This is a genomic window from Herbaspirillum sp. SJZ106 (assembly GCF_006715495.1).
Lineage (GTDB): Bacteria > Pseudomonadota > Gammaproteobacteria > Burkholderiales > Burkholderiaceae_D > Herbaspirillum.
The window spans coordinates 459272-483420 of sequence record NZ_VFNI01000005.1 but is presented as its reverse complement, the minus strand read 5'-3'; the positions used below and the strand labels follow the sequence as shown (position 1 = coordinate 483420).

Genomic DNA, 24149 nt, shown 5'->3' with positions numbered 1-24149 from the left:
AAACCATCGGGATTGGAACCTTGGTCGAAGGCGCATGGATTGCCATCCCCGTTGGATGACAGGATTCATCGACTTCCCATCACTCCCAATCCAATGCGCCCTTTTTCCATTCGAAGGCAAGCCCGATGGTCAGGATGCCCAGGAAGATCATCGCCGCGGCAAAACCAACGGTTCCGATTTCATCCAGCGCCAGGGCCCAGGGCACAAGGAACGCCACCTCGATGTCGAAAAGAATGAAAAGGATCGCGACCAGGTAGAAGCGGACATCGAATTTTAGGCGGGCGTCTTCAAACGCTTCGAATCCGCATTCGTAAGGCGACGTCTTCTGAGGATCAGGCTTGTTCGGCCCCAGCATCTTGCCCAGCACCTGAGGCGCGACGCCCACGAGAAGGCCGACAAGAATGAACATCAATACGGGGAAGTAGTTTTCGAGATCCATAGCGTTTCGTGATAGGTATGCTTCCGCAAGCGCATGACGGCATCATTGCCGCTGGCCCAATGGAAGGATTCTTATGCCGGGGGGAATAGTACGCATGGATATCGGCCATCAGCCGGAAGTTGCAATCATCGTCGCGATGCTTATGAAAGATGGGATTGGCTTGCTGAAACTATTCGACAATTTCATCGAACGAGCCCAGGCGATGTCCAATAGACCTGCGATGGGCTGCATTGCCAAGCCAGGCAAATCGCGCCCGGCCCGGCCCCGGTTCTTCACTTGCCGCCGGTGACATCGAGGAATGTGCCGGTGATGAAGGAAGCCTCGGCGCTTGCCAGCCACAGGATCGCCCGCGCGACCTCTTCGGGCTGGCCGCCCCGCCCCATCGGGATCGAGTCCTTGACGCGCTCCACCCGTCCCGGCTCGCCGCCGCTGGCGTGCATCTCGGTGTAGATGTGCCCGGGGCGGATGCAGTTCACGCGTATCCCCTCCCGCGCGACTTCCTTGGCGAAACCGGTCGTAAATGTCTCGACGGCGCCCTTGGAGGCAGCGTAGTCGACATATTCGTTGGGGCTGCCGAGGCGGGCCGATGCCGACGAGATGTTGATCACCGCGCCGCCCCGCCCGTGATGGCGATAGGACATGCGCTTGGCCGCCTGCTGTGCGCAGAGGATGGGGCCGAGCGCGTTGACCGCGAAGATGCGCTGCATCCGCTCGAACCCGAGATCCTCCAGGCGGGACTGCTGCGCCAGTATCGAGGCATTGTTGACCAGCACATCGATCCGGCCGAACTTGCTGTCGATGGCGGCGAATAGCCGGGCGACCTGCTCCGGATCGGCGCTGTCGGCGCGCATGGCCAAGGCCCGGCGTCCGGCGGCCTCGACATCGGCCGCTACTGCGAGAGCGGCCGCTTCGTTGGCGACGAAGCTGATCGCTACATCGTAACCTTGTGCGGCGGCCAGCCGCGCAGTGGCCGCACCTATGCCGCGGCCTCCGCCCGTGATCAGGATCAGCGGCGCTTGCGAGACGGTATCCATTTGGCGAATCTCCATGTCAGGATGAAATAACGATAAACAGAATGAACAGACCTGCGGCCGGGCGATCGCGACGACCGTCAATCGATATCAACCGATGACGAGCGTGCCGATGGCAATCACCGTGCAGGCCAGCATCTTGCGCACCGTCAGCGCCTCGCCCAGGAAGAAATAGCCGATCAGCGCGGCAAACAGCACGCTGGTTTCGCGCAATGCCGATACCGCGCCCATGGGCGCGCCGGACATGGCGTAGATGACGATTCCATAGGCCAGGAGCGAAACCAGGCCACCGGTGAAGGCCATGCCGAACCCGGGCCGGATGGTCAACAAACTGTCGACGCCGCGCAAGGCGATGTAGACCAGCGGCATCAGGACGCCCCACAGCGCGCACATCCATGCCGTGTAGGCCATCGGGGCGCCGGACAGGCGCACGCCGATGCCGTCCGTCACGCTGTAGGCGGCGATGAAGCATCCGGTTCCCAGCGCATACGGCAGGCTCGGGACCGCAAGCCTGCGCCCCTTGAAGGCCAGGGAAACAATGCCGCCCGACACCAGGGCAATGCCTAGCAGCGCCGCCATCCCTACCCGCTCCCCGGCGAAAACCGATGCGGCGACAGTGATCAGGACGGGAGAGGAACCGCGCGAAATCGGATAGGTTTGACCGAGGTCGCCAACCTGGTAGCTCCTGACGAGGAACAGGTTATAGCCGACATGCAGCACCGCCGACAGCACGGCATATATCCAGCTGGCCTGGGCCGGCGCCGGCAAGAACAAGGCGATGGCGGCGCTGGAAATCGCTACCGCCAGGCACATGACCGTCATCGACCACAGCCTGTCGGCCCCGCCGCGCAGGAGCGCATTCCAGCTTGCATGCAGCAGCGCCGCGAAAAGCACCAGTAATACGATGTGAAAAGGCATGCGCCATCCTAAGCAAAGCGGCGCCCTGGTTAAAGCGAAGTCTCTTCATTGAAGAATGAACAAATCCTCATGCATCATCGGTAACTTTGTTGGGCCTTGCCGGACTCCATCAGCAGCCAGTTGCGAAAGCTGGCGATGTGGGGCTGCGATTCGATCCCTTTCGGGCAGACGAAATAGTAGGCCACGGGGGAAGCGAACGGCACGTCGAACAACCTGACCAGGCTGCCGTTGCCGATCTCGGTTTCGACATGCCCGCTGCGGGCCAATGCGATGCCCTGGCCCAGCAACGCCGCCTCGATCGTCATGTTGGTGTCGGCGAACCTGACGCTCTCCTTGAGCGCGGAAATACCGATGCCCACTTGCTGGAACCAGAGCGCCCATTTCGGCACCAGATCGGCGCCGCCACGCGTGAGCAGCGGGTAGCGCAACAATTCGGCCGGTTTGCGCGGCGCGCCAAGGCGCTTGAGGAGATCGGGGCTGGCAACCGGGAACACCTGTTCCCGGAACATGAATTCCGAGTACAGGCTGGGATAATGCCCATTGCCCAGGCGGATCGCGACGTCCGAGTCCGTGCTGGAAAAATTGATGGCCTTGTCGGTGGTTTCCAGCGTGACCAGGATTTCCGGATGCTGCCGGGACAGGTCCGGCAATCTTGGCAGCAGCCATTTCAGCGCGAAGGAATAGGTCGTGCTGACCTTAAGCCGGACCCTGCCCTGTTGCTCCCGCAGGTCGGCCAGCGCGCCCTCCAGGTTCATGAAGAACTCGCGCACGATCGGCGCCAGCGCCGCCCCGGCGGGCGTCAGGCTCAACGACTTTCCCCGCTGGAACAACTGCAATCCCCAGATCTCTTCGAGATTCTTCAGTTGGTGGCTGACGGCGCTTTGGGTGACATGCAACTCTTCCGAAGCGGAGGTGAATGTCGCGTGCCGTGTCGCAACCTCAAAGGCGCGCAATGTAGCGGTGGGAGGCAAATCTCTCATGACGGGGTCTCTCGGTGAGCATTGTAAAAATGCCTTTTATGAGTGAAGGCTCATGATAGAGCATTCTAACCACTCACCGGAAAAAGCCGGTTGCCTGATACAAGCAGGACGACCGGCAGCGCCCCTCAGCCGGGCAGTTCATCCAGCAAGGGATGGGCCAGGTACAGCACCTGATACGCGATGGCGCCTGGCAGGTCCAGCTCACCTTCCGACAGGCAGGTGCGCATGATGCGCCATCGATCCACGTCTACGCCGACTGCCGCGACCACGATGCTGGGTTGGCTTGCCGCCTCGCGATTGTGCGCCGTTTCGGATGCCAGCACTTCGGCCAGGTCGGCGTCTTGCGCAATCTCGATCTCCTGCCGGTAGGCCAGACGGGCAATGCTCCCCAGCCCTTTGCGCGCATCCAATGCGAAGCGAGTACGTATGTCCGGACGACCGAAACTGTCGATCACCGAGCGGAACCGGCTGGAGATGAAATCGGTGAAGGCCGCCTCGCGGCGCCACAGGTACAGCGAGGAGTAACTGTGTGCGCTGGCGCCGTGCCTGCCCGCTTCGCGCAGCAGGAAGGCCTTGAAATACAGTTCCGGCACATCGTCCCATAGCCCGCCGCGGGCGGCGGCGCGGCGGCGGATGATGCCGAGGTCGTAATCGGCGGGGAGTCGGTGTTCGTATTGGGCGATGATCATGGTCGTCGGTCTCTGGTGGTGAAAGAATGGTGGTGAAAGAAAGAAGGCTCCGCCAACGCGACGCCTCGGCCATTTAACTTAGTCCGCCCTTTCCATCCTGCCCAGACCTGAAACCATATTTCTGCGATCAGCTTCTCCAATGCTTGCATCCAGAATGACGCTGCGCGCTCATTCAGAAAGCGCATAAGCTCAGACGAAAGCAGCGCAAAGGCATCGTGACATCTGCCTTACCGTCATTTCCCCGACCGGCGGGTTTAGAGGCTGCCCAATACAAGCCCGCGTGCCTCATTCCAGTTGCAGCCCGCATCTCGCAGATCTTGCCGGATCGAGCCAGTTTCCTGCTGGCAGCGCTCTTCCGATTGACTACCCACCCAAGCCGTCAACTCAATTGGGCCGTAACGGGGGGAACAAATGCATGCGCATCCCCGGCGGAGATTTTCCTCATATACAACTGCGAAATGCTTCGTTCCAGGCTGGAATGATGCGCCGTAATATCGGCGCATCCAATCGGTCAATACCTGTCATGACAGGTTGATATCGAGCCGAACCAGCCATCAGGAAACGTCATGCCCGTCTTCGAAGTCATCGCCCCCTCGCCGATGCCGCTGTATGTCCAGGTCAAGGACAGGCTGCGCGAACGCATCCTCGACGGCACCTATGTCGCCCACGCGCAATTGCCGTCGGAGAGCGAACTGGGCGCCGTCTTCGGCGTGAGCCGCATCACCGTGCGCCAAGCCCTGTCCGACTTGCAGCGCGAAGGGGTGATCTTCAAGATCGCCGGCAAGGGCACCTTCGTGGCCAAGAAAGAGGCGGCGCAGGAACTGACGCGCCTGGAAGGCTTCGCCGAGGCGATGACCCGCAAGGGCTACGAGATCTACAACCGCGTGATCGGCCACCGCCCCCTGCCGGCCACGCCGGAAGTGGCCCAACGCCTGGGCGTGGAGCCTGGAACCGCGGTAGCCGAGATCCGCCGCATCCGCCATCTCAACCGCGAACCGGTGTCGCTGGAGATCACCTACCTGCCGGAGGAGCTGGGCGAGCGCCTGCGCAACGAAGACCTGGGCAACCGCGACATCTTCCTGATCTTCGAGAACGACTTCGGCATCCCGCTGGGCCATGCCGACCTGCAGATCGGCGCGGTGGTGGCCGACGGCAAGCTGGCCGAAGCATTGCAAGTGAGCGAAGGCACTGCCCTGCTGCGCATCGAGCGCCTGACCCATACAGCCGACGGCAAGCCGTTCGACTTCGAATACCTCTACTTCCGCGGCGAAACCTTCCAGTACCACCTGCGCATATCGCGCCAGCCGGAAAGCGCCGTCTGACCTGACAGAAAGGAAACGCCATGCAAACGCATGTCCAGACAGTCGACGTCCTGGTGATCGGTGGCGGCACCGCCGGACCGATGGCCGCGGCCAAGGCCAAGGAGGCCAACCCGCAATTGCGCGTACTGTTGCTCGAGAAGGCCAACGTCAAGCGCAGCGGCGCCATCTCGATGGGCATGGATGGCCTCAACAACGCCATCGTCCCCGGCTTCGCCACGCCCGAGCAGTATGTGAAGGAAATCACCATCGCCAATGACGGCATCGTCAACCAGAAGGCGGTGATGGCCTATGCGCAGAACAGCTTCTCGATGATCGAGGAGCTGGATCGCTGGGGCGTGAAGTTCGAGAAGGACGAAACCGGCGACTATGCCATGCGCAAGGTGCACCACATGGGCACCTATGTGCTGCCGATGCCCGAGGGCCATGACATCAAGAAGGTGCTGTACCGGCGCTTGAAACGCGCCCGGGTGGAGATCACCAACCGGCTGGTAGCCACGCGCCTGCTCACGGCCGGCGACGGCAGCATCGCCGGCGCCATGGCCTTCGACTGCCGCACCGGCGACTTCCATGTGGTGCGCGCCAAGACCGTGGTGCTGTCCACCGGCGCGGCCGGACGCCTGGGCCTGCCGGCTTCCGGCTACCTGTTCGGCACCTACGAGAATCCGACCAACGCCGGCGACGGCTACAGCATGGCCTACCATGCCGGCGCCGAGCTGTCGGGCATCGAATGCTTCCAGATCAATCCCCTGATCAAGGACTACAACGGCCCGGCCTGCGCCTACGTCACCGGGCCCTTCGGCGGTTTCACCACCAACAGCCACGGCGAGCGCTTCATCGAATGCGATTACTGGAGCGGCCAGATGATGCAGGAGTTCTACAACGAACTGCAGGGCGGCAACGGCCCGGTATTCCTCAAGCTGAACCACTTGGCCGAGGAAACCATCAGCGCCATCGAGACCATCCTGCACACTAACGAGCGGCCCAGCCGCGGCCGTTTCCATGCCGGGCGCGGCACCGACTACCGCGCGCAGATGGTGGAGATGCACATCTCCGAGATCGGCCTGTGCAGCGGCCACTCAGCCTCGGGCGTGTGGGTCAACGAGCATGCCGAGACCACCGTGCCCGGCCTGTATGCAGCTGGCGACCTGGCCTGCGTGCCGCATAACTACATGCTGGGCGCCTTCGTCTACGGCCGCCTGGCCGGCGAAAGCGCGGCCCGTTATTGCGAGGAAAAACCATTGGCCGAGGTCGACCAGCAGCAGGTCGCTGCCGAGCGCGAACGCGTCTGGGCGCCGCTGGCGCGCCAGGATGGCCTGCCGCCCAACCAGGTCGAGTACAAGCTGCGCCGCATGGTCAACGACTACCTGCAGCCGCCCAAGGTCACGCGCAAGATGGAGATCGGCCTGCAGCGCTTCGACGCCATCCATGAAGACCTGCATCGCCTGCAGGCGCGCAACCCGCACGAGCTGATGCGCGCCATGGAAGTCCACGCCATCCGCGACTGCGCCGAGATGGCCGCGCGCGCCTCGCTGTACCGCACCGAAAGCCGCTGGGGCCTGTACCACAACCGGGTCGACTATCCGGAGCGCAACGACGCCGAATGGATGGTGCATACGCAACTGCAGAAGCAGGACGGCCGCATGGTCAGCTTCAAGCGCGCCATCGATCCCTACATCGTGCCGCTGGACGATGCGGAAAAATCGGCCTACCAACACCTGCGCGTGAAGAAAGAACCAGAACCGGCCGCCGCCTGATCCATGTGAGGACAACCCAATGCCAACCGCCTTTTCCGTCACCAACGTCCCCGTCACGATCGACCAAGACAAGTGCATCGCCGACAAGGGATGCACGGTCTGCGTCGATGTCTGCCCGCTCGACGTGCTTGCCATCGACTTCGACAAAGGCAGTGCCTACATGAAGTTCGACGAGTGCTGGTATTGCATGCCCTGTGAGAAGGACTGTCCCACCGGGGCAGTCCATGTCGACATACCGTACCTGCTGCGCTGACCACACGGCCGCGGGATATCACTTTGGGGAAAACCATGCAATTGCGCAACACCATCACGACCACGCTGTTCGGCCTGACGCTGCTGGCTGCCGCCTCGGCCGGCGCCGAGACCATCCGCATCGCCATCGGCACACAGGACACCACGATCAACTGCGCCACCGGCGGCCTGCTGATCCGCGAATTGAAACTGCTGGAGAAATACCTGCCGCATGACGGCAAATACAAGGATGCGCAGTACGACATCCAGTGGAAAAACTTCACTTCGGGCGCGCCGCTGACCAACGAAATGGTCGCCGGCAAGCTGGATATCGGCTCGATGGCCGACTTCCCCGGTTCGTTCAACGGCGCCGCCTTCCAGAAGGCCGGCAAGAAGAGCCTCTTCATTACCGTGCTGTCAGGCAGCACTACCGGCAGCGGCAACGGCATCGTGGTGCCCAAGGGCTCGACCGTGCAGTCGCTGGCCGAACTGAAGGGCAAGACCATCTCGGTGCCGTTCGCCTCCACCGCCCACGGCATGCTGCTGCGTGCGGTCAAGGACCAGGGCTGGGATCCGGAGAAGGACGTCAATATCATCACCCAGGCGCCAGAAGTGGCCGGTTCCGCCCTGCAGAGCAACAAGATCGAGGCGCATGCGGACTTCGTGCCGTTCGCCGAACTGTTCCCGCATCGCGGTTTCGCACGCAAGATCTTCGACGGCTCGCAAGCCAACACCCCGACCTTCCACGGCAGCCTGGTCGACGCCGACTATGCGAAGAAGTACCCCGAGATCGTCGTGGCCTACCTGCGCGCAGCCATCGAGGCCAACCGCATCATCGCCGCCGAACCTGAAAAGTACAGTGAACTGATCGAAAAGGTCACCGGTATCGAAGCCGAGGTCAATTACCTGTTCCACGGCCCGCTCGGCCTGCAGACGCGCGACTTCACCTGGAAGCCGGAATACCGCCAGGCGGTCAAGACCTCGATCGATACTCTCAAGGCCATGAAGCGCACCGATACCGAGCTCGATCCCAATACCTTCGTCGACGACGAATATATCAAGGCTGCCTTCAAGCAATCCGGGCTGGACTACGAGGCGCAGTTGAAGAATTACGCCAAGTCGCCCTTGAACGCCAGGGACGCGCTGACCGGCAAGGCCATCGCCGCCCCCAAGCGCGTCGGCCAGATCTGGGTGCAGGGCGAACCGCTGGTGCGCCACTGGAAGCTGTTCATGACCCTGAGTTCATCATTGCCGGCGCAGGATGGCGCGCAAGCGTCCGTCCCGGCATCGCCCGGCCCCGCCGCCCGTCCCGGACAATGGCCCCGCCTTGCCCTGCGTATTGCGTCAGTGGCCGTTTGCCTGTTGCTATGGCAATGGGCGTCGCAACACCGGATGAACCTGGGCCTGCTCACCTTCCAGAACGTCCCTGCGCCGCGCGAGGTGCTGGCGGCCGCCTGGGCGCTGGCGCAGTCGCCCAGGCTGTTGTCGCACCTATGGGCCAGCCTGGCGCGGGTCTTTTCCGGTTTCGCGGTGGCCGCCGCGGCCGGCATCCTGCTGGGCATGCTGATCGGCCGGTTGCGCTGGCTGTCGGACGTGCTGCTGCCGCCGCTGGAATTGCTGCGGCCGATTCCGGCGGTGGCCTGGATTCCGTTGGCGATCCTGATGTTCCCCTCGTCGGAAATCTCGATGATCTACATCACCTTCATCGGCGCCCTGTTCCCCATCCTGCTCAACACCATCCACGGCGTGGAAGGCGTCGATCCGCGCCTGATCGCCTCGGCGCGCAGCCTGGGCAGCGGGCGCGGCGCGGTGTTCACCCAGGTGATCCTGCCGGCGGCGGCTCCCAGCATCGTCACCGGGCTGTCAATCGGCATGGGCACCGCCTGGTTCTGCCTGGTGACCGCCGAGATGATCGCCGGCCAGTTCGGCATCGGCTATTACACCTGGGCCGCCTACACCATCCAGAACTATGCCGACATCGTGGTCGGCATGATGTTCATCGGCATCCTCGGCATGGGTAGCAGCGCCGCGATCAGGCAAATCGGCCACTTGCTGATGCCCTGGTACCGGCTGCAAAGGTAAAGCATGGCCAATATCATGAGCAATATCGTGAGCAACAAACAGAGCGGCGAAATCGTCATCGATCACCTGCATATCCAGCTCGGCACCGGCACGCGCCGTTTCGAGGCGCTGCAGGACATCGCCACCACCATCGCAGCGGGCGAATTCGTCTGCGTGCTGGGCCCTTCCGGCTGCGGCAAGTCGACGCTGCTGGGCGCGCTGGCGGGCCACCTCGCCCCCAGCGCCGGACGCGTCAGCGTCGACGGCGTGCCCGTCGCCGGGCCGCATCCGGAGCGCGGGCTGGTGTTCCAGCACCATACGCTGTTCCCCTGGCAGCGGGTGATCGACAACGTTTCCTTCGGCCTGAAGATGAAGGGCCTGTCACGCCGAGAACGCCATGCGCGCGCCCGCGACCTGCTGGCGCTGGTCGGGCTAGAGGGGTTCGAGCAGAGCTATCCGGCGCAGCTTTCCGGCGGTATGCAGCAGCGGGTGGAGATCGCCCGCGTGCTGATCAATCATCCGCGCGTGATGTTGATGGACGAACCCTTCGGCGCACTCGATGCGCAAACGCGCCTGAAGATGCAGGAACTGCTGCTGCAGGTGTGGGCACGCATCAACACCACCATCCTGTTCATTACGCACGACATCGACGAGGCCTTGTTCCTGGCCGACCGCATCCTGGTGATGAGCCCTCGCCCCGGACGCATCATCGACGAGATCCGGATCGACTTCCCCCGCCCGCGCGGCCCCGAACTGGTGACCTCGCCCCGCTTCACCGAGCTCAAGCGCCATTGCCTGGCCCTGCTGCATCCGCAAGCCAAGGTCGCTCCGCTGGAAAGATTGAGCCCGCTCGGCGCCAATCCGTCCGAAGTCCAATTTGCCATTTGAGGAACCGCAGTGAACGCAGCAGCCTTTGCCACGCATGACGATGAGACCGAAGAATTCCGCGCCCGCCTGCGCCATGCCGATGCCGCGGTGCGCCGCATCGCGGTCCTGGACCTGATCGACGTGGCCGGCGACGAACACGCCCCGCTGCTGGTCGAGGCGCTGGGCGACAGTTCGGCCGAAGTGCGCCTGGAGGCCGTGCGCGCGCTGGAAGCCTTCGAGAGCGAAGCCAGCGTGGCCGGCATCGTGCCATTGCTGAGCGACGAGGACATTGAAGTGCGCGAAGCCGCGGCGCATGCCTTGAGCGAACTCAAGCATGCCGAATCGGCGGCGCTGCTGCTGGCGCATGCCCGCGACCAACGGCCTTTCGTACTGGTAGCCATCCTGCGCGGCCTGCGCGAGCTGCGCGTTGCGCAGAGCTTCGACCCGGCGCTGCAAGCGCTGGCGCACGGCGATGCCCTGGTGCGGCGCGAAGCGGTGGCCGTGCTCGGCTACCTCAAGGACAGCCGCGCATTGAAGGCGCTGATGGAGCTGGCCGCGCAGGATCCGGAACCGGAAATCAGGCGCGCCGCGACCGGGGCGCTGGGTTTCGCCCAGGAAGAGGAGGTATTGCCGGCATTGTTGTCGGCGCTGGGCGACTCCGCCTGGCAAGTCAGGGAAGAAGCGGCAACCACACTGGGCAAGTTGCGCCTGCCCAGCGCCTTGGCGCAACTGATCGCGGCACTCGACGACCCTTACTGGCAAGTGCGCCTGCGCGCCGCCCGCAGCCTGGGCCGCCTGCGCGACAGCCAGGCCGTGGCGCCGCTGCTGGTGAGCTTGCAGCACGAGATCAGCAACCTGCGCAAGGAAGCTGCGCTGGCGCTGGGCGAGATCGGCGACGCCGCGGCCTTGCCCGGATTGCTGCTGGCCGAACAGGATGCCGCCCCCGAAGTACGCAAATCGGTGCGGCTGGCGCTGGAACAGATCCGCGCCGCAAGCTGAGCGCCTGCGCCATGTCGTATCCACTGCGCATCACCAACCATACCGCCACCGCCTCACTGGTCATCGACTGGGATGACGGCCGTCGGCAACAGTTGTCGTACCTGGCTTTGCGACAGGCCTGTCGCTGCGCCGACTGCCTCGCGCTGGCGCAACGAACCGGACAAGGCCCGGCGCCGGCGGCCGATATCCGGCTGAACACCATCGCGCCGGTCGGCCAGTACGGCATTCAATTGGTATTCAGCGATGGCCATGACCGCGGCATCTATCCCTGGCCATTCCTGTTTGGGCTCGAGTAGCGTCGGGATGCGAAGCCGGCACGCCAAGCGCAAAAAGCGGCTATGGATCTTCGTAAACATTCTTTGAGTGTCCAGCCCATGGCCAATAGGATGTCAGGCTTTCCCTGCTGCGACAGGAACTTATTCTGAGTTCGGCAGCAGACGCAGAGGAGCCCTTGATGCCGACGTCCAATCAAACTAAAAACCAGAAGCCAGTGCCGTGGCTTGCCCGCATTGCCAAGCTGCTGGCGCCTGCCATGTTCTTGCTGGCGGGCCAGGCCCATGCGGAGGGGCAGATTCGCATCGCCTACCAGTTCGATGTCGGCGATATCCTGCTGCATGTGGTGCGCGACCAGAAGCTGATCGAGAAATATGCCAGTCAGGAAGGCATCCAGGCCAACGTCGAATGGAAGCAGCTCTCCGGCGGCGCGGCGATCAACGATGCGATCCTGTCCAATACGCTGGACGTGGCCTCCACCGGATTGCCGCCCTTGCTGACGATATGGGACCGCACCTACGGCAAGCAAAACATCAAGGCCATCGCCGCGCTGGGTTCGTTGCCGACCTATCTGCTGACGCGCAATCCGGCGGTCAGGACGCTGGGCGATTTCGGGCCGAAAGACCGCATCGCCCTCCCCGCCACCACCATTTCCCTGCATGCGCGGCTACTGCAGATCGCCGCCAGCGCGCAATATGGGAAGGAGCATTTCAATCATTTCGATGAGCTGACCGTCAGCCTGCCGCATAGCGAAGCCGCAGCGGCGCTGCTGTCGGGGAAGACCGAGGTCAATGCGCACTTTGCCAGCCCGCCGTTCCAGTTCCAGGAGCTGAAGGACCCGGCCATCCGCAAAATCGCTTCGTCCTACGACATTCTTGGCGGGCCGGCCACCCTCAATATCCTGTGGGCCCCGGAGCGCTTCCAGCGCGAGAACCCGAAGACGTTCATCGCCCTCAGAAAAGCCCTGGCCGAAGCCCTGGCGTTCGTCCGCAACAACAAGGCCGAAGCGGCCGCGGCCTATGTCCGCCTGGAGAACTCCAGACTGCCGGTGAGCTTCATCCAGGAGATCATTTCATTGCCGGATGTCCAATACACCCTGCAGCCCCAGAACACGTATAAATTGGCGTCGTTCCTGGCCGATGTGGGCGCGATCAGGCACCGCCCCGCTTCATGGAAGGACTACTTCTTTGAAGAAGCCTATCCGCAAGGGGGAAGCTGATTCAAGCCATATAGCGTCCGAATATGGATTGGCCGGACGCGGGCGCGGGGCCGACATCGCCATGCGATATCGGCCCCGCCTTCCTTGCGCCTTACTTTTTCAGCTTGGCCGCCGGCTTGACGGGCTTGGCCGGCTTTTGGGGCTTCCCTTTTCCGCCATTCTTCGCGCTCTTGAACAGCTCGAAGTATTCGGACGCCATCTTCCTGATGGCGCGGCCGATGTTGGCGTAATCATATTCATTGAGATTGGCCAGGGAGACCCGGCCTGACGGATGGGTGGCGCCGAAGCCTTTTCCTGGCAACAGGATGACGCCGGTTTCCTCGGCCAGGCGGAACAAGGCTTCATTGGGCTTGAGTTGCTTGAGAAGCCACTTGGAAAACTCCACGCCATGCATCTGCGCGGCCAGGGATTCCATGTCGAGGAGGTGGTAGTAGCGCACCGAATTGGCGTCGTAAGGCATGGGCAGGCCGAGTTCGCGATACAGGGCTTCCTTGCGGCGCAAGACGATGCGCTTCATTTCGGCCTTGTAGCTGCCCGCCTCGTCCATCAGCGAGAACAATGAGAACAGCGCCATCTGCGCCTGCACCGGCGTGGACAGGCCGGCCGTGTGGTTGAGCGCGACGGTGCGGCTGTCGGCCACCAGGCGATCGATGAACTTGAGGTCGCGCGGCGCCGTCGTGATGGAGCTGTAGCGCTCGTCCAGTTGGCGGGAAGTCTTTTCCGGCAATTTGGCAATGAGCTCGTCGATGACATTCTGCTTGTGCGTCGCGACCACCCCCATGCGCCAACCTGTTGCGCCAAAGTACTTGGAGAACGAATACACGAGGATGGTGTTGTACGGGCAGATCGCAAACAGCGAAGTGAAATTGTCGGCGAAGGTGGCGTAGACATCGTCGGTGAGGATGATCAGGTCCGGGCGCTTCTTGACGATCTCGGCGATGTAGGCCAGGGTCTTGTCATCGATCTTGACCGAAGGCGGATTGCTGGGATTGACCAGGAAGAAAGCCTTGACCTTCGGGTCCAGCAGCTTGTCCAGCTCCTTCTTCGTGTATTGCCAGTTGTTCGATTGCGGCGCATCGATCGCCACTTCCACCAGGCTGAATTCGGCCAGATGCGGGATCTCGATATACGGCGTGAAGATGGGTATGCCCAGGGCGATGGTGTCGCCCTCCTTGATGACGTGATTGGCCTTGAGGCTGGCGAACAGATAGGTCATCGCCGCGGTTCCGCCCTCGACCGCATACATGTCGAAATGGCCCACAAACGGATACGTGCCGATCATCTCCTTGTGCAGATAATTGCCGACGATGCGTTCGGTCATGCGCAGCATGCGGTCCGGCACCGGGTAGTTGCAACCGAGGATGGCTTCGCACATCTCGTAGATGAAGTCGCCGGCCGACATGCCAAGCTGGTCGCGCACGTAGGACACGGCCGCCTCGATGAAGCGGATGCCGGGGACGCCGGCATGCTGCTTGGCGAACAGCTCGAAACGCGCCTCGATGCCGTCACGCTGGGGGAAGCCGCCCACGCCGTCCATGTAGATATACGAACGCTCGGCTTCGGTCATGGCGAACAGGCCGAACTGGAAGAAGCCGTGCCGCGGCGTCGTTGCCAGGAAGTTCGGATTGCCGCGGCCGGCATTGAGCATCAGCTTGTTGCTTTGCCGGGCGGTCTGGATCAACGCATCTTTGAGTTCGAACGGGCTTAACAGGGACAGCTTGTCCGGGTCACTGAAATCCATGGTGTAGCTCCTTTTCTAAGGGATGACGGCAAAAATATCCTGAAGGGGGAAATCCTCTATACCAACGCCACGATGAGCGGCCCCAACAAGGTCAGGAAGACGTTGGCCAGCGCGTAGGTGATGGCGAAGGGTACGGTCGGGATCGAGTTTTCGGCCTTGTCGAGCACCTCGCCGAACGCCGGATTGGCGCTGCGCGAGCCGCTCAGGGCGCCGGCGAAGATGGCGGTATTGTCATAACGCAGGACGTAGCGGCCGATCAGCATGGTGAGGATCAAGGGCAGCACGGTGACCACCACGCCCACGCCGAACAGGGTCAGCCCTTGCTGCTTGACGGTCTGCACCGCCTGCAAGCCCGATGACAGGCCGACCACCACCACGAAGCCGGCCAGGCCCAGGTCCTTGAGGATCTGTACGGCGCCGTTGGGCATCGCGCCGAAGGTCTGGCGTTTGGCGCGCAACCAGCCAAACAGCAAGCCCGATAGCAAGGCTCCGCCTCCGCTGCCCAGGGTCAATGGAATCGAGCCGATGCGCGCCGTCAGCAGGCCGACCAGCAAACCGACCACCAGGCCGGCGCCGAGGTAGACGAAGTCGGTCTTGGCGCTGGGCACGACCGCATAACCGATCAGGGAAGAGACGCGCTTGATATCTTGTTCCGAGCCGAATACCGACACCACATCGCCGGCCTGGACCACGGTTTTTTCCTGCATGGGCAGTACTTTCCCCATGCGCTGGATCTGGACGACATAGATGCCGTGCCGGACCTGTTGCGAGGTGTTGGCGCGGATGTCGCCGACCGTCCTGTTGTGATATTCCTTGTTGACCAGGACGATGTCGCGCCGCTCCATCATCAGCTCCATGCCCTCGACCGCGTACAGTTCCTTGCTGAAGATCGGCACGATATCGACCATGGCCTGCCGGCGTCCGACCGCCAGGACGATGTCGCCCGTCTCCAGCTTGAGCTCGGGCGATATTTCGATGATCTTGCCATGGCGCTTGAGACGCTCGATGGTAATGCCATGCGCGGCATGCTCTTTTTCAAGCTGCTCGACGGTGAGGTCGGCATGGTCGCCGATCTGGTAAATCCGGCCGACCAGGTCCGGCGCGGCGGCTTCCTGCCCGGGAGCCAGGACTTGCAGGCCGCCTTGCATGGCCGTTTCGGCGCGCACGGCATCTTCCTTGATGCTCCGCCCCATGAACCTGGGCAGCAAGTTGACGCATACCAGAATCGCGCCGAACGATCCGAATACGTAGGTCACGGCATAGCCGACCGCCACATTGCCCTGCAGCCGCTGGACCTCTTCCGCCGCCAGCCCGAGCTTGTTGATGGCGTCGCCCGCGGTGCCGATGATGGCCGATTGCGTCAGCCCTCCGGCGGCCACGCCGGCTGCCAACCCCTTATCCAGCCCGAACAGCCGCGCCATGACGACCACTGTCGCCAGCCCGGTGATGGCCAGCACGGCGGCGAGGATGATCTCGCGGACCGATTGTCGGCCCAGCGAATTGAAGAATTGCGGGCCGCTCTCGTAACCGACGGCATAGATGAACAGGGCGAACAGCACCGATTTCACGCCGGGATCGATGGTGACGCCAACCTGGCTGACCAAGACGGCAACCAGCAGCGAACCGGCCACGCCGCCGAGCTGGAATTTCCCGAACTGGATCTTCCCTATGTAGTAGCCGACCGCAAGGGACAGGAACAACGCAATTTCAGGAGACCGTGAAAATAACTGATGTAACCATTCCATGATTACCACCTTTCAATACAGTAAATAAAGTGAATACAGTGGATGCGTTCTATCAATACTTGCCCAGACCCAATCTCGCGGTGAGTGATGTGAGTGATGTGAGTGATGTGAGTGATGTGAGTGATGCAATGCATTCTAATGTCTCGCCATCTGTCCCACGACACCGGCCAATGCAACGACCAGTGGACCAAGCAGGGGCAACACGACATTTGAAATCGCGTAGGTAATGGTGTACCCGAGCAACGGCGTGGAGTTGCCGGCGGCATTCTGGATGCCGCTTAATGCCGGCGTGCTGCATTGTTGGCCGGCGATCGCCCCGAGCAGGATCGGCGCGCTCAACTTGAAGAAGAAATGCCCCACCAGCAACGAAACCAGTGCCGGAACCAGCGCCACGGCGACGCCGATCAGCGGCAAGGTGATGCCATATCGGGAAAGCAGATCCAAGGCCTGGGGACCGGCTTCCAGGCCGACGCAGGCGATGAAAACCGTGAGCCCGATATCCTTGAGAAGAATCAGGGCATCCTTGTTGATGGTAGGAAGATCGGGGCGTTTTGCGCCATACCACCCCAGCAGCAGCCCGGTCAGCAAGGCGCCGCCGCCGGTGCCGGCCGAAAATGGCGTATCGCCGATGCGTACGCTCAATCCGCCGAGGAAAATCCCCAGCAGTATCCCCAGCCCCAGCACGCCGATATTGCTCCGACGGTTTTCCGGGAGGGGTTTTCCGATCAGGGGGATCACCTCGGAAAATGCCGCCTTGTATGTCGCCGCCACGGCGCACAGCCGGATGACATCGTTGAGCTGCAGCTCAACCTCGGGAAGCAAGGGCAAACTCTGTTCGCCACGCCTGATCATGGCGATATGCAGGTTGGGCGGCAAGCCCGATAGCAGTTCGAGCAGCGTGCGTCCTTGCAGGGATTTGTTGCGCACGACGATGTTTTGCGTGTGCAACCCCGTATTCAATTCCGGCGTGTTGGCCAACTCTTCGCCGAGCAAGGGGGCTATCCTGATCAACGCGTCGCGGCGCCCCACCACCAGCACTTCGTCATCGGGTTCAAGCCGCAGCGCCGGATGGATGGCGACGTCATTTCCGTGCCGGTGCATGCGCACGATGCTGATCCGGTCGCCCAGCTGGATGCCGATCTCGGCAATGGTCTTTCCTGGCGCCGCACTGGCCGGCCCGCCGATCCGATAAATACGCCCGACCAGGTCGGGCGCCGCGATGACAGCGTTTTCCCGGTCATCGCCCTCTCCTCCCATTTCCGCCCAGAGCCTTTTTGCTTCGGCGCGGATATCGATGCGCAACAGCAATGGGAACACCTGGCTTGTCGCGATAACAATCGTGATCAGTCCAAAGATATAGGTAATGGAATAGGCGGTGACAATGTTGGCCTGCAATTGCGTGACTTGCGCAATCGGGAGCGGCAGTTTTGAGATGGCATCGGTCGCCGTGCCGACGATCGCCGATTCGGTGGCGGCCCCGGCCATCAACCCGGCGGCGGTGCCCGGATCAAGCTGCAATACGTATGTCGCGGCCAGCACCATGCAGAGTACGACCACCACTTCGATCAGGCAAAACGCCCCCAGCCGCAGGCCTTTGGCATTCAGGTTGGCGAAGAATTGCGGGCCGCCGGCGAAGCCCAGGGAGAAGATGAAGAGCGCGAAGAAAACGGTCTTGATATGCGGGGCAAGCGTGACGCCCAGCTAGCCGAGGACGAGCGCGGCAATCAGCGTTCCGCATACGCCGCCTAATTGAATCGGTCCGAATTTTATTTTTCCAAGGCCATATCCAATGGCCAGCGCGGCAAACAATACCGCCTCTGGAATTGCCGTCAATAAAGCGACAATCGAATCGTCATAAACAACCCATGGCAGATTTATTTTCTAGTTTTAAAAAATATTGCCGCATGGCCAGTTACATACAAGGTAAGCAGAATGCTTGATAAATACAAAAGCGTCAATGCACAAGTTGATCAATCCATTTTTTGCAAAAACGGAGAGGGCCAGGGCCCTCATTGAAAATGGCATTGCCGCTTCAATGGGGATGGTTTTCGATGCAATGCGCGGCACTCGCGATAGCGATTGATTGCCCGGTTTTATGATTTTTCGGGATTTTCCCTCTGGAGCAATCGCGAATTGCTTGGCACAATGGTCTATCGGGCATTTCGACGGGAATCGAAATGCATACACACCGGGACGGAAAACTCCCGATATACGACTGGCTTGGCAGGAAACAGGATGACGCGATGACAACACGTCTCCCTTCCTGCATGAGGGAAAAATGAACATCTTCCAAACCTTGGCGCACTACGGGGCCTACGCATTGACCTTCTACGCCTTGTACGTAGTGGTAGGCGCGCTGGCATTCGGCTACTTCATCTGGCGCAAGGTTTTCCGCAGCAGCGGGAGCAAACCGCAGGGCATTGCGGCTCGCCTTGGCGACTCCGATTCGCACCTGCCCCGATAGTCCCTGCAACCGCCCCGTCAGAACAGTTCCCGTTGCGGTGAAGTGACGCTGGCGAAGCTGTCGCCGACGAAAGCCAGGATGGCGTCGGCCACCGGCGCCAGCTGGCGCTCCAGATAGTGCGCGTAGTCGATGGCGGCGCTGCGTTTTTCCAGGGGCTCCGGCCCGGCCGTGGTCATCACGTAGTTGATCCAGCCGCCCTGCTGGTACTGCAGCGGCCGCCCGTCCCCCTTGTTCACCTCGTCGGCCATGCGCGCGGCGCGCACGTGCGGCGGCACATTCTTTTCATAATGGTCGAGTTGCCGGCGCAGGCGCTTGCGGTAGACCAGTTGCGCATCCAGCTTGCCCGCCAGCAGGTCGGCCACATACGCGGCGATGTATTCGCGGTAAGGCTCCTTCCTGAAGATGCGCAGGTAAAGCTCCTGCTGGAACTGCTGCGCCAGCGGCGTCCAGTCGGTGCGCACGGTTTCCAGTCCCTTGAAGGTCAGCTTGTCTTCGCCCTGGGCGGTGCGCACGTAGCCGGCGTAGCGCTTCTTGCTACCGACGTCGGAACCGCGCACGCTGGGCATCAGGAAGCGCTGGTAATGCACTTCGAATTGCAGTTCCAGCGCGCTGTCCAACTGGTATTGCTCGCGCAGGCGGCGGCGCCACCAGTCGTTGATCGTGCGCACCAGGTCCAGTCCGATGGCGCGCGCCTGTTCATCGCTGTGCGCGCGTTTCAACCAGACGAAGGTGGAGTCGGTATCGCCATAGATCACTTCATAGCCCTGTTCTTCGATCAGTTCGCGCGTGCGGTGCATGATCTCGTGCCCGCGCCGGGTGATCGACGAGGCCAGGCGCGAATCGAAGAAACGGCACACGGTCGAGCCCAGCACGCCGTAGAAGGAGTTCATGATGATCTTCAGCGCCTGCGACAGCGGCTGGTTGCCGTGCCGCTTGGCGGCCTCGCGCTCTTGCCAGATCTGCTCGATGATGGCCGGCAGGCTATGGCTGCGGCGGGAAAAGCGGGCGCCGTTGAAGCCCGGCACGGTATCGGCTTCGGGCTCGTTGTGCATGCCGTCCACCAGTCCGACCGGATCGATCAGGAAGCTGCGGATGATGCTCGGGTACAGGCTCTTGTAATCCAGCACGATCACCGAGTCGTACAGCCCCGAGCGCGAGTCCATCACAAAGCCGCCCGGGCTGGCGATGGCTTCGGCGTCGCCCAGGTTGGGCGCCACATAGCCTTTGCGGTGCATGTGCGGCATGTAGAGGTGGGTGAACGCCGCCACCGAGCCGCCGCTGCGGTCGGCCGGCAAGCCGGTGACGCTGGCGCGCTCCAGCAGGAACTCGAGGATCTCGGTCTTGGCGAAGATGCGGGTGACAAGCTCGCAGTCTTTCAGGTTGTAGGTGGCCAGGGCCGCCTTGTCCTCGGCGAACATGCGGTCGATCTCATCCATGCGCTGGTAAGGCGTGGCGATCGCCTTGCCCTCCCCCAGCAGCGTTTGCGCCACGTTTTCCAGGCTGAACGAGGGGAAATTCCAGAACGCCGAGCGCAGGCTTTCGATGCCGTCGATGACCAGCCGGCCCGGCGCCGTCACCAGCATGTGGTTGGCGCGAAAACCGTGCTCGCGCCATTCCAGCGGCGCGCCGCGGCGCCCCAGGCGCAATGGCGTCTTGAACTTGTCCGCCTGCTTCTGCAGCACGTTGAGGTCGAACTGGATCAGGTTCCAGCCGATGATGGCGTCCGGGTCGTGGCGCGCCATCCATTCGTTGAGGCGTTCGATCAGCTCCTTGCGGCTGGCGCAAAAATGCAGCGCGAAATCCACCGTGTCCACGGCGCCGCTGGCCGGCCCCAGGGTGTAGACGGTACGCTGCCCGCAGCCTTCCAGGGCGATCGAATACAGGTCGCCGTGCCAGCTGGTTTCGATGTCCAGCGAGGCCAGCCTGAGTTGCGGCCGGTAGCCCGCCAGCGGGCGGATGCGCACCTCCGTGAGCGCGCCGTCGGCCGCCGGCGTTCCCGAAAAAGCCAGCGGCGCATTGATGAAGCGTTCCATCAGGTAGCGCTCCGGCGGGCGCACGTCGGCCTCATAGACCGGGATGCCGTTTTCTATCAGTTGCTTTTCCTTCTTCAGCAGCTTGCGATAATGGCGCGCATACAGCCCCATCACCGGCCGCTGGCTGAAGTCTTTCAGGTTGTCCAGCGCACGCAGTTCGAAACTGCCGTCGCCGGCCAGCAAAGGTTCCACCCGTTCGCGCTCGGATCGGGGAATGAAGGCCACCGCCTGCTGCGGCGGCAAGCGCAGGCATTGCGGGCCGTCATCGGTGGCCAGCCACAGTTCGACCTCGATCCCGGCAGGCGTATCGCGCCAATGGCGGCTGAGGATGAATCCCCGGCGCTCGCCTTCCTGCACTTGATCCCGGCCATCCCGGCCGCCCTTGTCCTGCATTCCTGTCCGTCTCCCTGGTATCCCGCCGGCTTCGCTTCACCGTCGTGAAAACGCGATTTTACTTGGATAGGAAACGCGCCGCGCGCAATGCATCGGCATGCCATCGAAGCCGCATCCGGAATTCGGATGTAAAGAAGTCCGAACACGCTTTTTCACCTGCAAAGATTTTAAAAAAAAGACCTCTCTTCTTGTCGTTTTGCGCCTGCAACGGCGATGCCATGCTTGCGCATATCGCATCGCCGCAACATGGGAGGAACATCATGGAAACGCCGCTCACGCTTGCCCCGCGGCGCTTTCCGCTTTCCGCCTTCCAGTTCCCGATGCCGATCATCCGCCACGTCATTTCGCCAACGCCATGAAGAAAACCATCCTTTACGCTGCGGCCTTCGCTGCGCATTGCGCCTTCGCCAGCGCCCCGGCCGTTGCCGCCGGTTTCGATTGCAGCAAAGCCGGTTCCGCCAACGAAAAAACCATTTGCGGAGATAGCGAACTTTCCGCGCTGGACGACCAGTTGGGCAAGGCGTTCCGCCTGGCCCGCATGCATGCCGCCGACAGGCGCGCCTTCACCATCGCTTCGGACCAGCAATGGCGCTGGCGCGAACAGAACTGCCGCGATCGCGCCTGCCTGCTCGACTGGTACCGGCGCCGCCAGGCCGAGCTGCAGGCACAGGCCGGCAGCGCCCTTGCCGGCGACGTACGCCTGCCGGACAAGGCCGCAGCGGCAGCCCAAACCGTACGCGCGGAACCGCTGCGGCTCAAGCTCAACGATGTCCAGATTGCCGGCATCGCCCCGCCCGGAGCCATGCCGTGGCCGCATTATGTGCGCGTCGACAGCGGGGAGTATTTCTATGAAGATCCGCAAGCCGGCGCAGCGGCGGCGCTGGTGGGCGTGCGCTACTACGGCATAGAGAACGGCCAGTACATCATCGAGGCCAGCCGCGGCAAGGCCGTGCTGCGCTACACCTGCAGCGCGGATTGCGCCTACATCGGCCAACTGGCGCTGCCGGGCGATATCGAGAAAGATATGGTGATCGTCAGGAACGACCGCAATTCGCTGCCGTCCGTGATCGTCAACGATGCCGTCAACGGCCTGCTGGCGCCGACCGGGGCACGCTGACGGCGTCTCCAATTTGCGCGCCATGCCTGCCATGGCGCCTTATGCGCCGGCTCAGGCCGCTGAGAAGCCCACCCTCTCCATCGTCCCGATATGCATGCTGAGCAGCTGCAGCGCGCGGTCGACCTTTTTCTCTTTCAGCGCATCGATGATCAGCATGTGATCGTGGTCCGAACGCGGCTGCCAGCCGCGCTTGAAGCCGGTCGAAAACAGGTAGCGCGAATTGGTCAGTTGCAGTTGCCGCAGCACCGCCAGCAACCTGGGCATGCCGCATTCGCTGCTGAGGATTTCGTGGAACAGGTTATTGGCCGCGTCCCACTGCGCCAGCGAAGCGGCTTCCGAACATGCGGCATGCGCCTGCTCCAGGCGTTCGATGTGCTCCGGCGTGAATTTCGGCGCGCTGTGCCTGAGCGCCAGGATCTCCAGCGCGGCGCGCATCTCGACGTTTTCCTTGATGACGGCCGGGTTCAGCGAAGTCACGCGCACGCCGCGACGCGGCAAGGTCACCACCAGGCCCTGCGCTTCCAGGCGCTGGAACGCTTCGCGCACGGGGACATGGCTGGACTGGAATTCCTCCGCCACATGGTCTTGCCGGAGCGCCGCGCCGCCCGCTATCTCGCCGCGCACGATGCGCATGCGCAGCGCCTCGGCGATGCGTTCCGCGGTCGTGCCGGCGTCTTTCTGCTGATGATCCATTTATAGATAATCTATAAAAAAAGAAATTGTTAAATGAAAATGACGGAAGATAGAATCCGCCAAACGCACCATTCTACGTGATGATGTCGTCAATTTCATTTTATCTATACTTTTTGGAGGATATGATGCAATCAGAATGCACGATCCAGTGGGCGCCGCCCCAGCGCGGTTCTTCGGCTGCCGATTCCGCCTCCTCCCTTTGGAATGCGGACGCAGTCCAGGCGCTGTTCGACCTGCCTTTCCTCGACTTGCTGTATCGGGCGCAAACCGTCCATCGCGACAACTTCCCGGCCAATGAGGTGCAGTTGTCCAGCCTGCTGTCGATCAAGACCGGCGGCTGCCCCGAAGACTGCGGCTATTGCTCGCAATCGTCCCGGCACCAGTCGGCCGATATCACCGCGACCAAGCTGATGTCGACGCAGGATGTGCTGGCCGCCGCGCGCGACGCCAAGCAACAAGGCGCCAGCCGTTTCTGCATGGGCGCGGCCTGGCGCAATCCCAAGCAGCGCGACATGGACACACTCACAACCATGGTGCGCGAGGTGCGCGCATTGGGGCTGGAAACCTGCATGACGCTGGGCATGCTGGAAGAAACCCAGGCGCAGGCGCTCAAGCAGGCCGGGCTGGATTACTACAACCACAACCTCGACACCGCGCCGGATTTCTACGGCAACATCGTTTCCACCCGCAGCTACCAGGATCGGCTCGACACCATCCGCAAGGTGCAGGATGCCGGCTTGCGCGTCTGCAGCGGCGGCATTGTCGGCATGGGCGAGACGCGCCGCCAGCGCGCCATGCTGATCGCGCAGCTGGCCGCCCTGACGCCGCAGCCGGAGTCGGTGCCGATCAACCATCTGGTGCCGATCAAGGGCACGCCGCTGGAAGATGCGCCGCCGCTGGACGAGCTCGAATTCATCCGTACCGTGGCGGTAGCGCGCATCAGCTTGCCGAAGTCGATGGTCCGGCTCTCGGCCGGCCGCGAAAGCATGGGCGAAGCTACCCAGGCGCTGTGCTTCGCCGCCGGCGCCAACTCGATCTTCCTCGGGGCCAAACTACTGACTACGCCCAATGCCGCCCTCTCTTCCGACCAGGACTTGCTGGCGCGGCTTGGCATCAAGCCCATGCCTGCGGATTGCGCATCGTGATGCGGCAGGATGGCGCGCATCACGCACATGAGGCG

24 protein-coding genes and 1 pseudogene are annotated in these 24149 nt (G+C 62.4%); 14 read left to right on the top strand and 11 right to left on the bottom strand.

Annotation, left to right across the window (positions count from 1 at the left end; all coding sequences use genetic code 11):
- Window positions 1-79: 79 nt before the first annotated feature.
- Entirely contained in the window at window positions 80-439 is a 360-nt protein-coding gene (locus FB598_RS17605) for an NADH-quinone oxidoreductase subunit A (protein WP_141916999.1), read from the bottom strand.
- A gap of 94 nt (window positions 440-533) precedes the next feature.
- Here FB598_RS17605 and FB598_RS17600 point away from each other — a divergent pair, with 94 nt between their 5' ends.
- Entirely contained in the window at window positions 534-728 is a 195-nt protein-coding gene (locus FB598_RS17600; RefSeq protein WP_141916997.1) for a hypothetical protein, read from the top strand.
- Here FB598_RS17600 and FB598_RS17595 read toward each other — a convergent pair.
- The 4 genes from FB598_RS17595 to FB598_RS17580 form a co-directional block, all read right to left on the bottom strand.
- The gene (locus FB598_RS17595) at window positions 712-1473 is read right to left on the bottom strand and encodes an SDR family oxidoreductase (RefSeq protein ID WP_141916995.1); all 762 of its coding nucleotides are present in this window, start codon (window positions 1471-1473) and stop codon (window positions 712-714) included. The two genes, FB598_RS17600 and FB598_RS17595, sit on opposite strands and share 17 nt — an antisense overlap.
- Window positions 1474-1560: 87 nt before the next feature.
- Window positions 1561-2388, bottom strand: a complete 828-nt coding sequence (locus FB598_RS17590; RefSeq protein ID WP_141916993.1) for a DMT family transporter — start codon at window positions 2386-2388, stop codon at window positions 1561-1563.
- A gap of 74 nt (window positions 2389-2462) precedes the next feature.
- Complete coding sequence (gcvA, locus tag FB598_RS17585) at window positions 2463-3368, bottom strand: transcriptional regulator GcvA (protein WP_141916991.1); 906 nt, start codon at window positions 3366-3368, stop codon at window positions 2463-2465.
- A gap of 125 nt (window positions 3369-3493) precedes the next feature.
- Window positions 3494-4057, bottom strand: a complete 564-nt coding sequence (locus FB598_RS17580) for a DUF4865 family protein (protein ID WP_141916989.1) — start codon at window positions 4055-4057, stop codon at window positions 3494-3496.
- Between the two features lie 566 nt (window positions 4058-4623).
- Between FB598_RS17580 and FB598_RS17575 the strand changes: the two genes are divergently transcribed.
- The 9 genes and pseudogenes from FB598_RS17575 to FB598_RS17540 all read left to right on the top strand — a co-directional run bounded on the left by FB598_RS17575 (window position 4624) and on the right by FB598_RS17540 (window position 12783).
- Window positions 4624-5379: a GntR family transcriptional regulator gene (locus tag FB598_RS17575; protein ID WP_141916987.1), complete on the top strand. Its 756-nt coding sequence runs from the start codon at window positions 4624-4626 to the stop codon at window positions 5377-5379.
- Between the two features lie 20 nt (window positions 5380-5399).
- On the top strand, window positions 5400-7133 hold the full coding sequence (locus FB598_RS17570) for a fumarate reductase/succinate dehydrogenase flavoprotein subunit (RefSeq protein WP_141916985.1): 1734 nt from the start codon (window positions 5400-5402) through the stop codon (window positions 7131-7133).
- A 19-nt stretch (window positions 7134-7152) separates the two neighbouring features.
- Window positions 7153-7386, top strand: a complete 234-nt coding sequence (locus tag FB598_RS17565; protein ID WP_141916983.1) for a ferredoxin family protein — start codon at window positions 7153-7155, stop codon at window positions 7384-7386.
- A gap of 35 nt (window positions 7387-7421) precedes the next feature.
- A pseudogene (locus FB598_RS20845) lies at window positions 7422-8651 on the top strand (ABC transporter substrate-binding protein); the annotation flags it as partial.
- 60 nt (window positions 8652-8711) lie between these two features.
- Complete coding sequence (locus FB598_RS20840) at window positions 8712-9446, top strand: ABC transporter permease (protein ID WP_370455035.1); 735 nt, start codon at window positions 8712-8714, stop codon at window positions 9444-9446.
- 15 nt (window positions 9447-9461) lie between these two features.
- Window positions 9462-10313, top strand: coding sequence for an ABC transporter ATP-binding protein (locus tag FB598_RS17555; protein ID WP_141916979.1), 852 nt, complete (start codon window positions 9462-9464; stop codon window positions 10311-10313).
- A 9-nt stretch (window positions 10314-10322) separates the two neighbouring features.
- On the top strand, window positions 10323-11291 hold the full coding sequence (locus tag FB598_RS17550; protein ID WP_141916977.1) for a HEAT repeat domain-containing protein: 969 nt from the start codon (window positions 10323-10325) through the stop codon (window positions 11289-11291).
- Between the two features lie 11 nt (window positions 11292-11302).
- A complete protein-coding gene (locus FB598_RS17545; protein ID WP_141916975.1) occupies window positions 11303-11587 on the top strand; it encodes a DUF971 domain-containing protein in 285 nt (94 codons plus the stop codon).
- Window positions 11588-11781: 194 nt separating this feature from the next.
- Complete coding sequence (locus FB598_RS17540; protein WP_255515805.1) at window positions 11782-12783, top strand: ABC transporter substrate-binding protein; 1002 nt, start codon at window positions 11782-11784, stop codon at window positions 12781-12783.
- 91 nt (window positions 12784-12874) lie between these two features.
- On the opposite strand, the gene FB598_RS17535 is transcribed toward FB598_RS17540, so the two are convergent.
- The 3 genes from FB598_RS17535 to FB598_RS17525 form a co-directional block, all read right to left on the bottom strand.
- Window positions 12875-14524 carry a bifunctional aspartate transaminase/aspartate 4-decarboxylase gene (locus FB598_RS17535; protein WP_141916971.1) on the bottom strand — a complete coding sequence of 550 codons (1650 nt, stop codon included), beginning with the start codon at window positions 14522-14524 and terminating at the stop codon, window positions 12875-12877.
- 56 nt (window positions 14525-14580) lie between these two features.
- Window positions 14581-16269: an aspartate-alanine antiporter gene (gene aspT, locus FB598_RS17530; protein ID WP_141916969.1), complete on the bottom strand. Its 1689-nt coding sequence runs from the start codon at window positions 16267-16269 to the stop codon at window positions 14581-14583.
- Window positions 16270-16404: 135 nt separating this feature from the next.
- Complete coding sequence (locus tag FB598_RS17525; protein ID WP_304599182.1) at window positions 16405-17946, bottom strand: TrkA C-terminal domain-containing protein; 1542 nt, start codon at window positions 17944-17946, stop codon at window positions 16405-16407.
- A gap of 280 nt (window positions 17947-18226) precedes the next feature.
- On the opposite strand from FB598_RS17525, the gene FB598_RS20950 reads away from it, so the two are divergent.
- Both FB598_RS20950 and FB598_RS17520 read left to right on the top strand, forming a co-directional pair.
- Complete coding sequence (locus FB598_RS20950) at window positions 18227-18352, top strand: hypothetical protein (RefSeq protein ID WP_255464051.1); 126 nt, start codon at window positions 18227-18229, stop codon at window positions 18350-18352.
- A gap of 195 nt (window positions 18353-18547) precedes the next feature.
- On the top strand, window positions 18548-18733 hold the full coding sequence (locus FB598_RS17520; protein WP_141916966.1) for a hypothetical protein: 186 nt from the start codon (window positions 18548-18550) through the stop codon (window positions 18731-18733).
- A 17-nt stretch (window positions 18734-18750) separates the two neighbouring features.
- Here FB598_RS17520 and FB598_RS17515 read toward each other — a convergent pair whose 3' ends face one another.
- Both FB598_RS17515 and FB598_RS20945 read right to left on the bottom strand, forming a co-directional pair.
- On the bottom strand, window positions 18751-21159 hold the full coding sequence (locus FB598_RS17515; RefSeq protein ID WP_141916964.1) for a DNA polymerase II: 2409 nt from the start codon (window positions 21157-21159) through the stop codon (window positions 18751-18753).
- Between the two features lie 58 nt (window positions 21160-21217).
- On the bottom strand, window positions 21218-21703 hold the full coding sequence (locus FB598_RS20945) for a hypothetical protein (RefSeq protein WP_255464052.1): 486 nt from the start codon (window positions 21701-21703) through the stop codon (window positions 21218-21220).
- On the opposite strand from FB598_RS20945, the gene FB598_RS17505 reads away from it, so the two are divergent.
- Entirely contained in the window at window positions 21698-22276 is a 579-nt protein-coding gene (locus tag FB598_RS17505) for a hypothetical protein (protein ID WP_255464053.1), read from the top strand. The genes FB598_RS20945 and FB598_RS17505 overlap by 6 nt on opposite strands.
- A 51-nt stretch (window positions 22277-22327) precedes the next feature.
- Here FB598_RS17505 and FB598_RS17500 read toward each other — a convergent pair whose 3' ends face one another.
- On the bottom strand, window positions 22328-22969 hold the full coding sequence (locus FB598_RS17500) for a GntR family transcriptional regulator (RefSeq protein WP_141916957.1): 642 nt from the start codon (window positions 22967-22969) through the stop codon (window positions 22328-22330).
- Window positions 22970-23094: 125 nt separating this feature from the next.
- Between FB598_RS17500 and bioB the strand changes: the two genes are divergently transcribed.
- Window positions 23095-24114 (top strand): biotin synthase BioB, encoded by a 1020-nt coding sequence (gene bioB / locus FB598_RS17495; protein ID WP_141917096.1) that lies wholly within the window; start codon window positions 23095-23097, stop codon window positions 24112-24114.
- Window positions 24115-24149 lie beyond the last annotated feature (35 nt).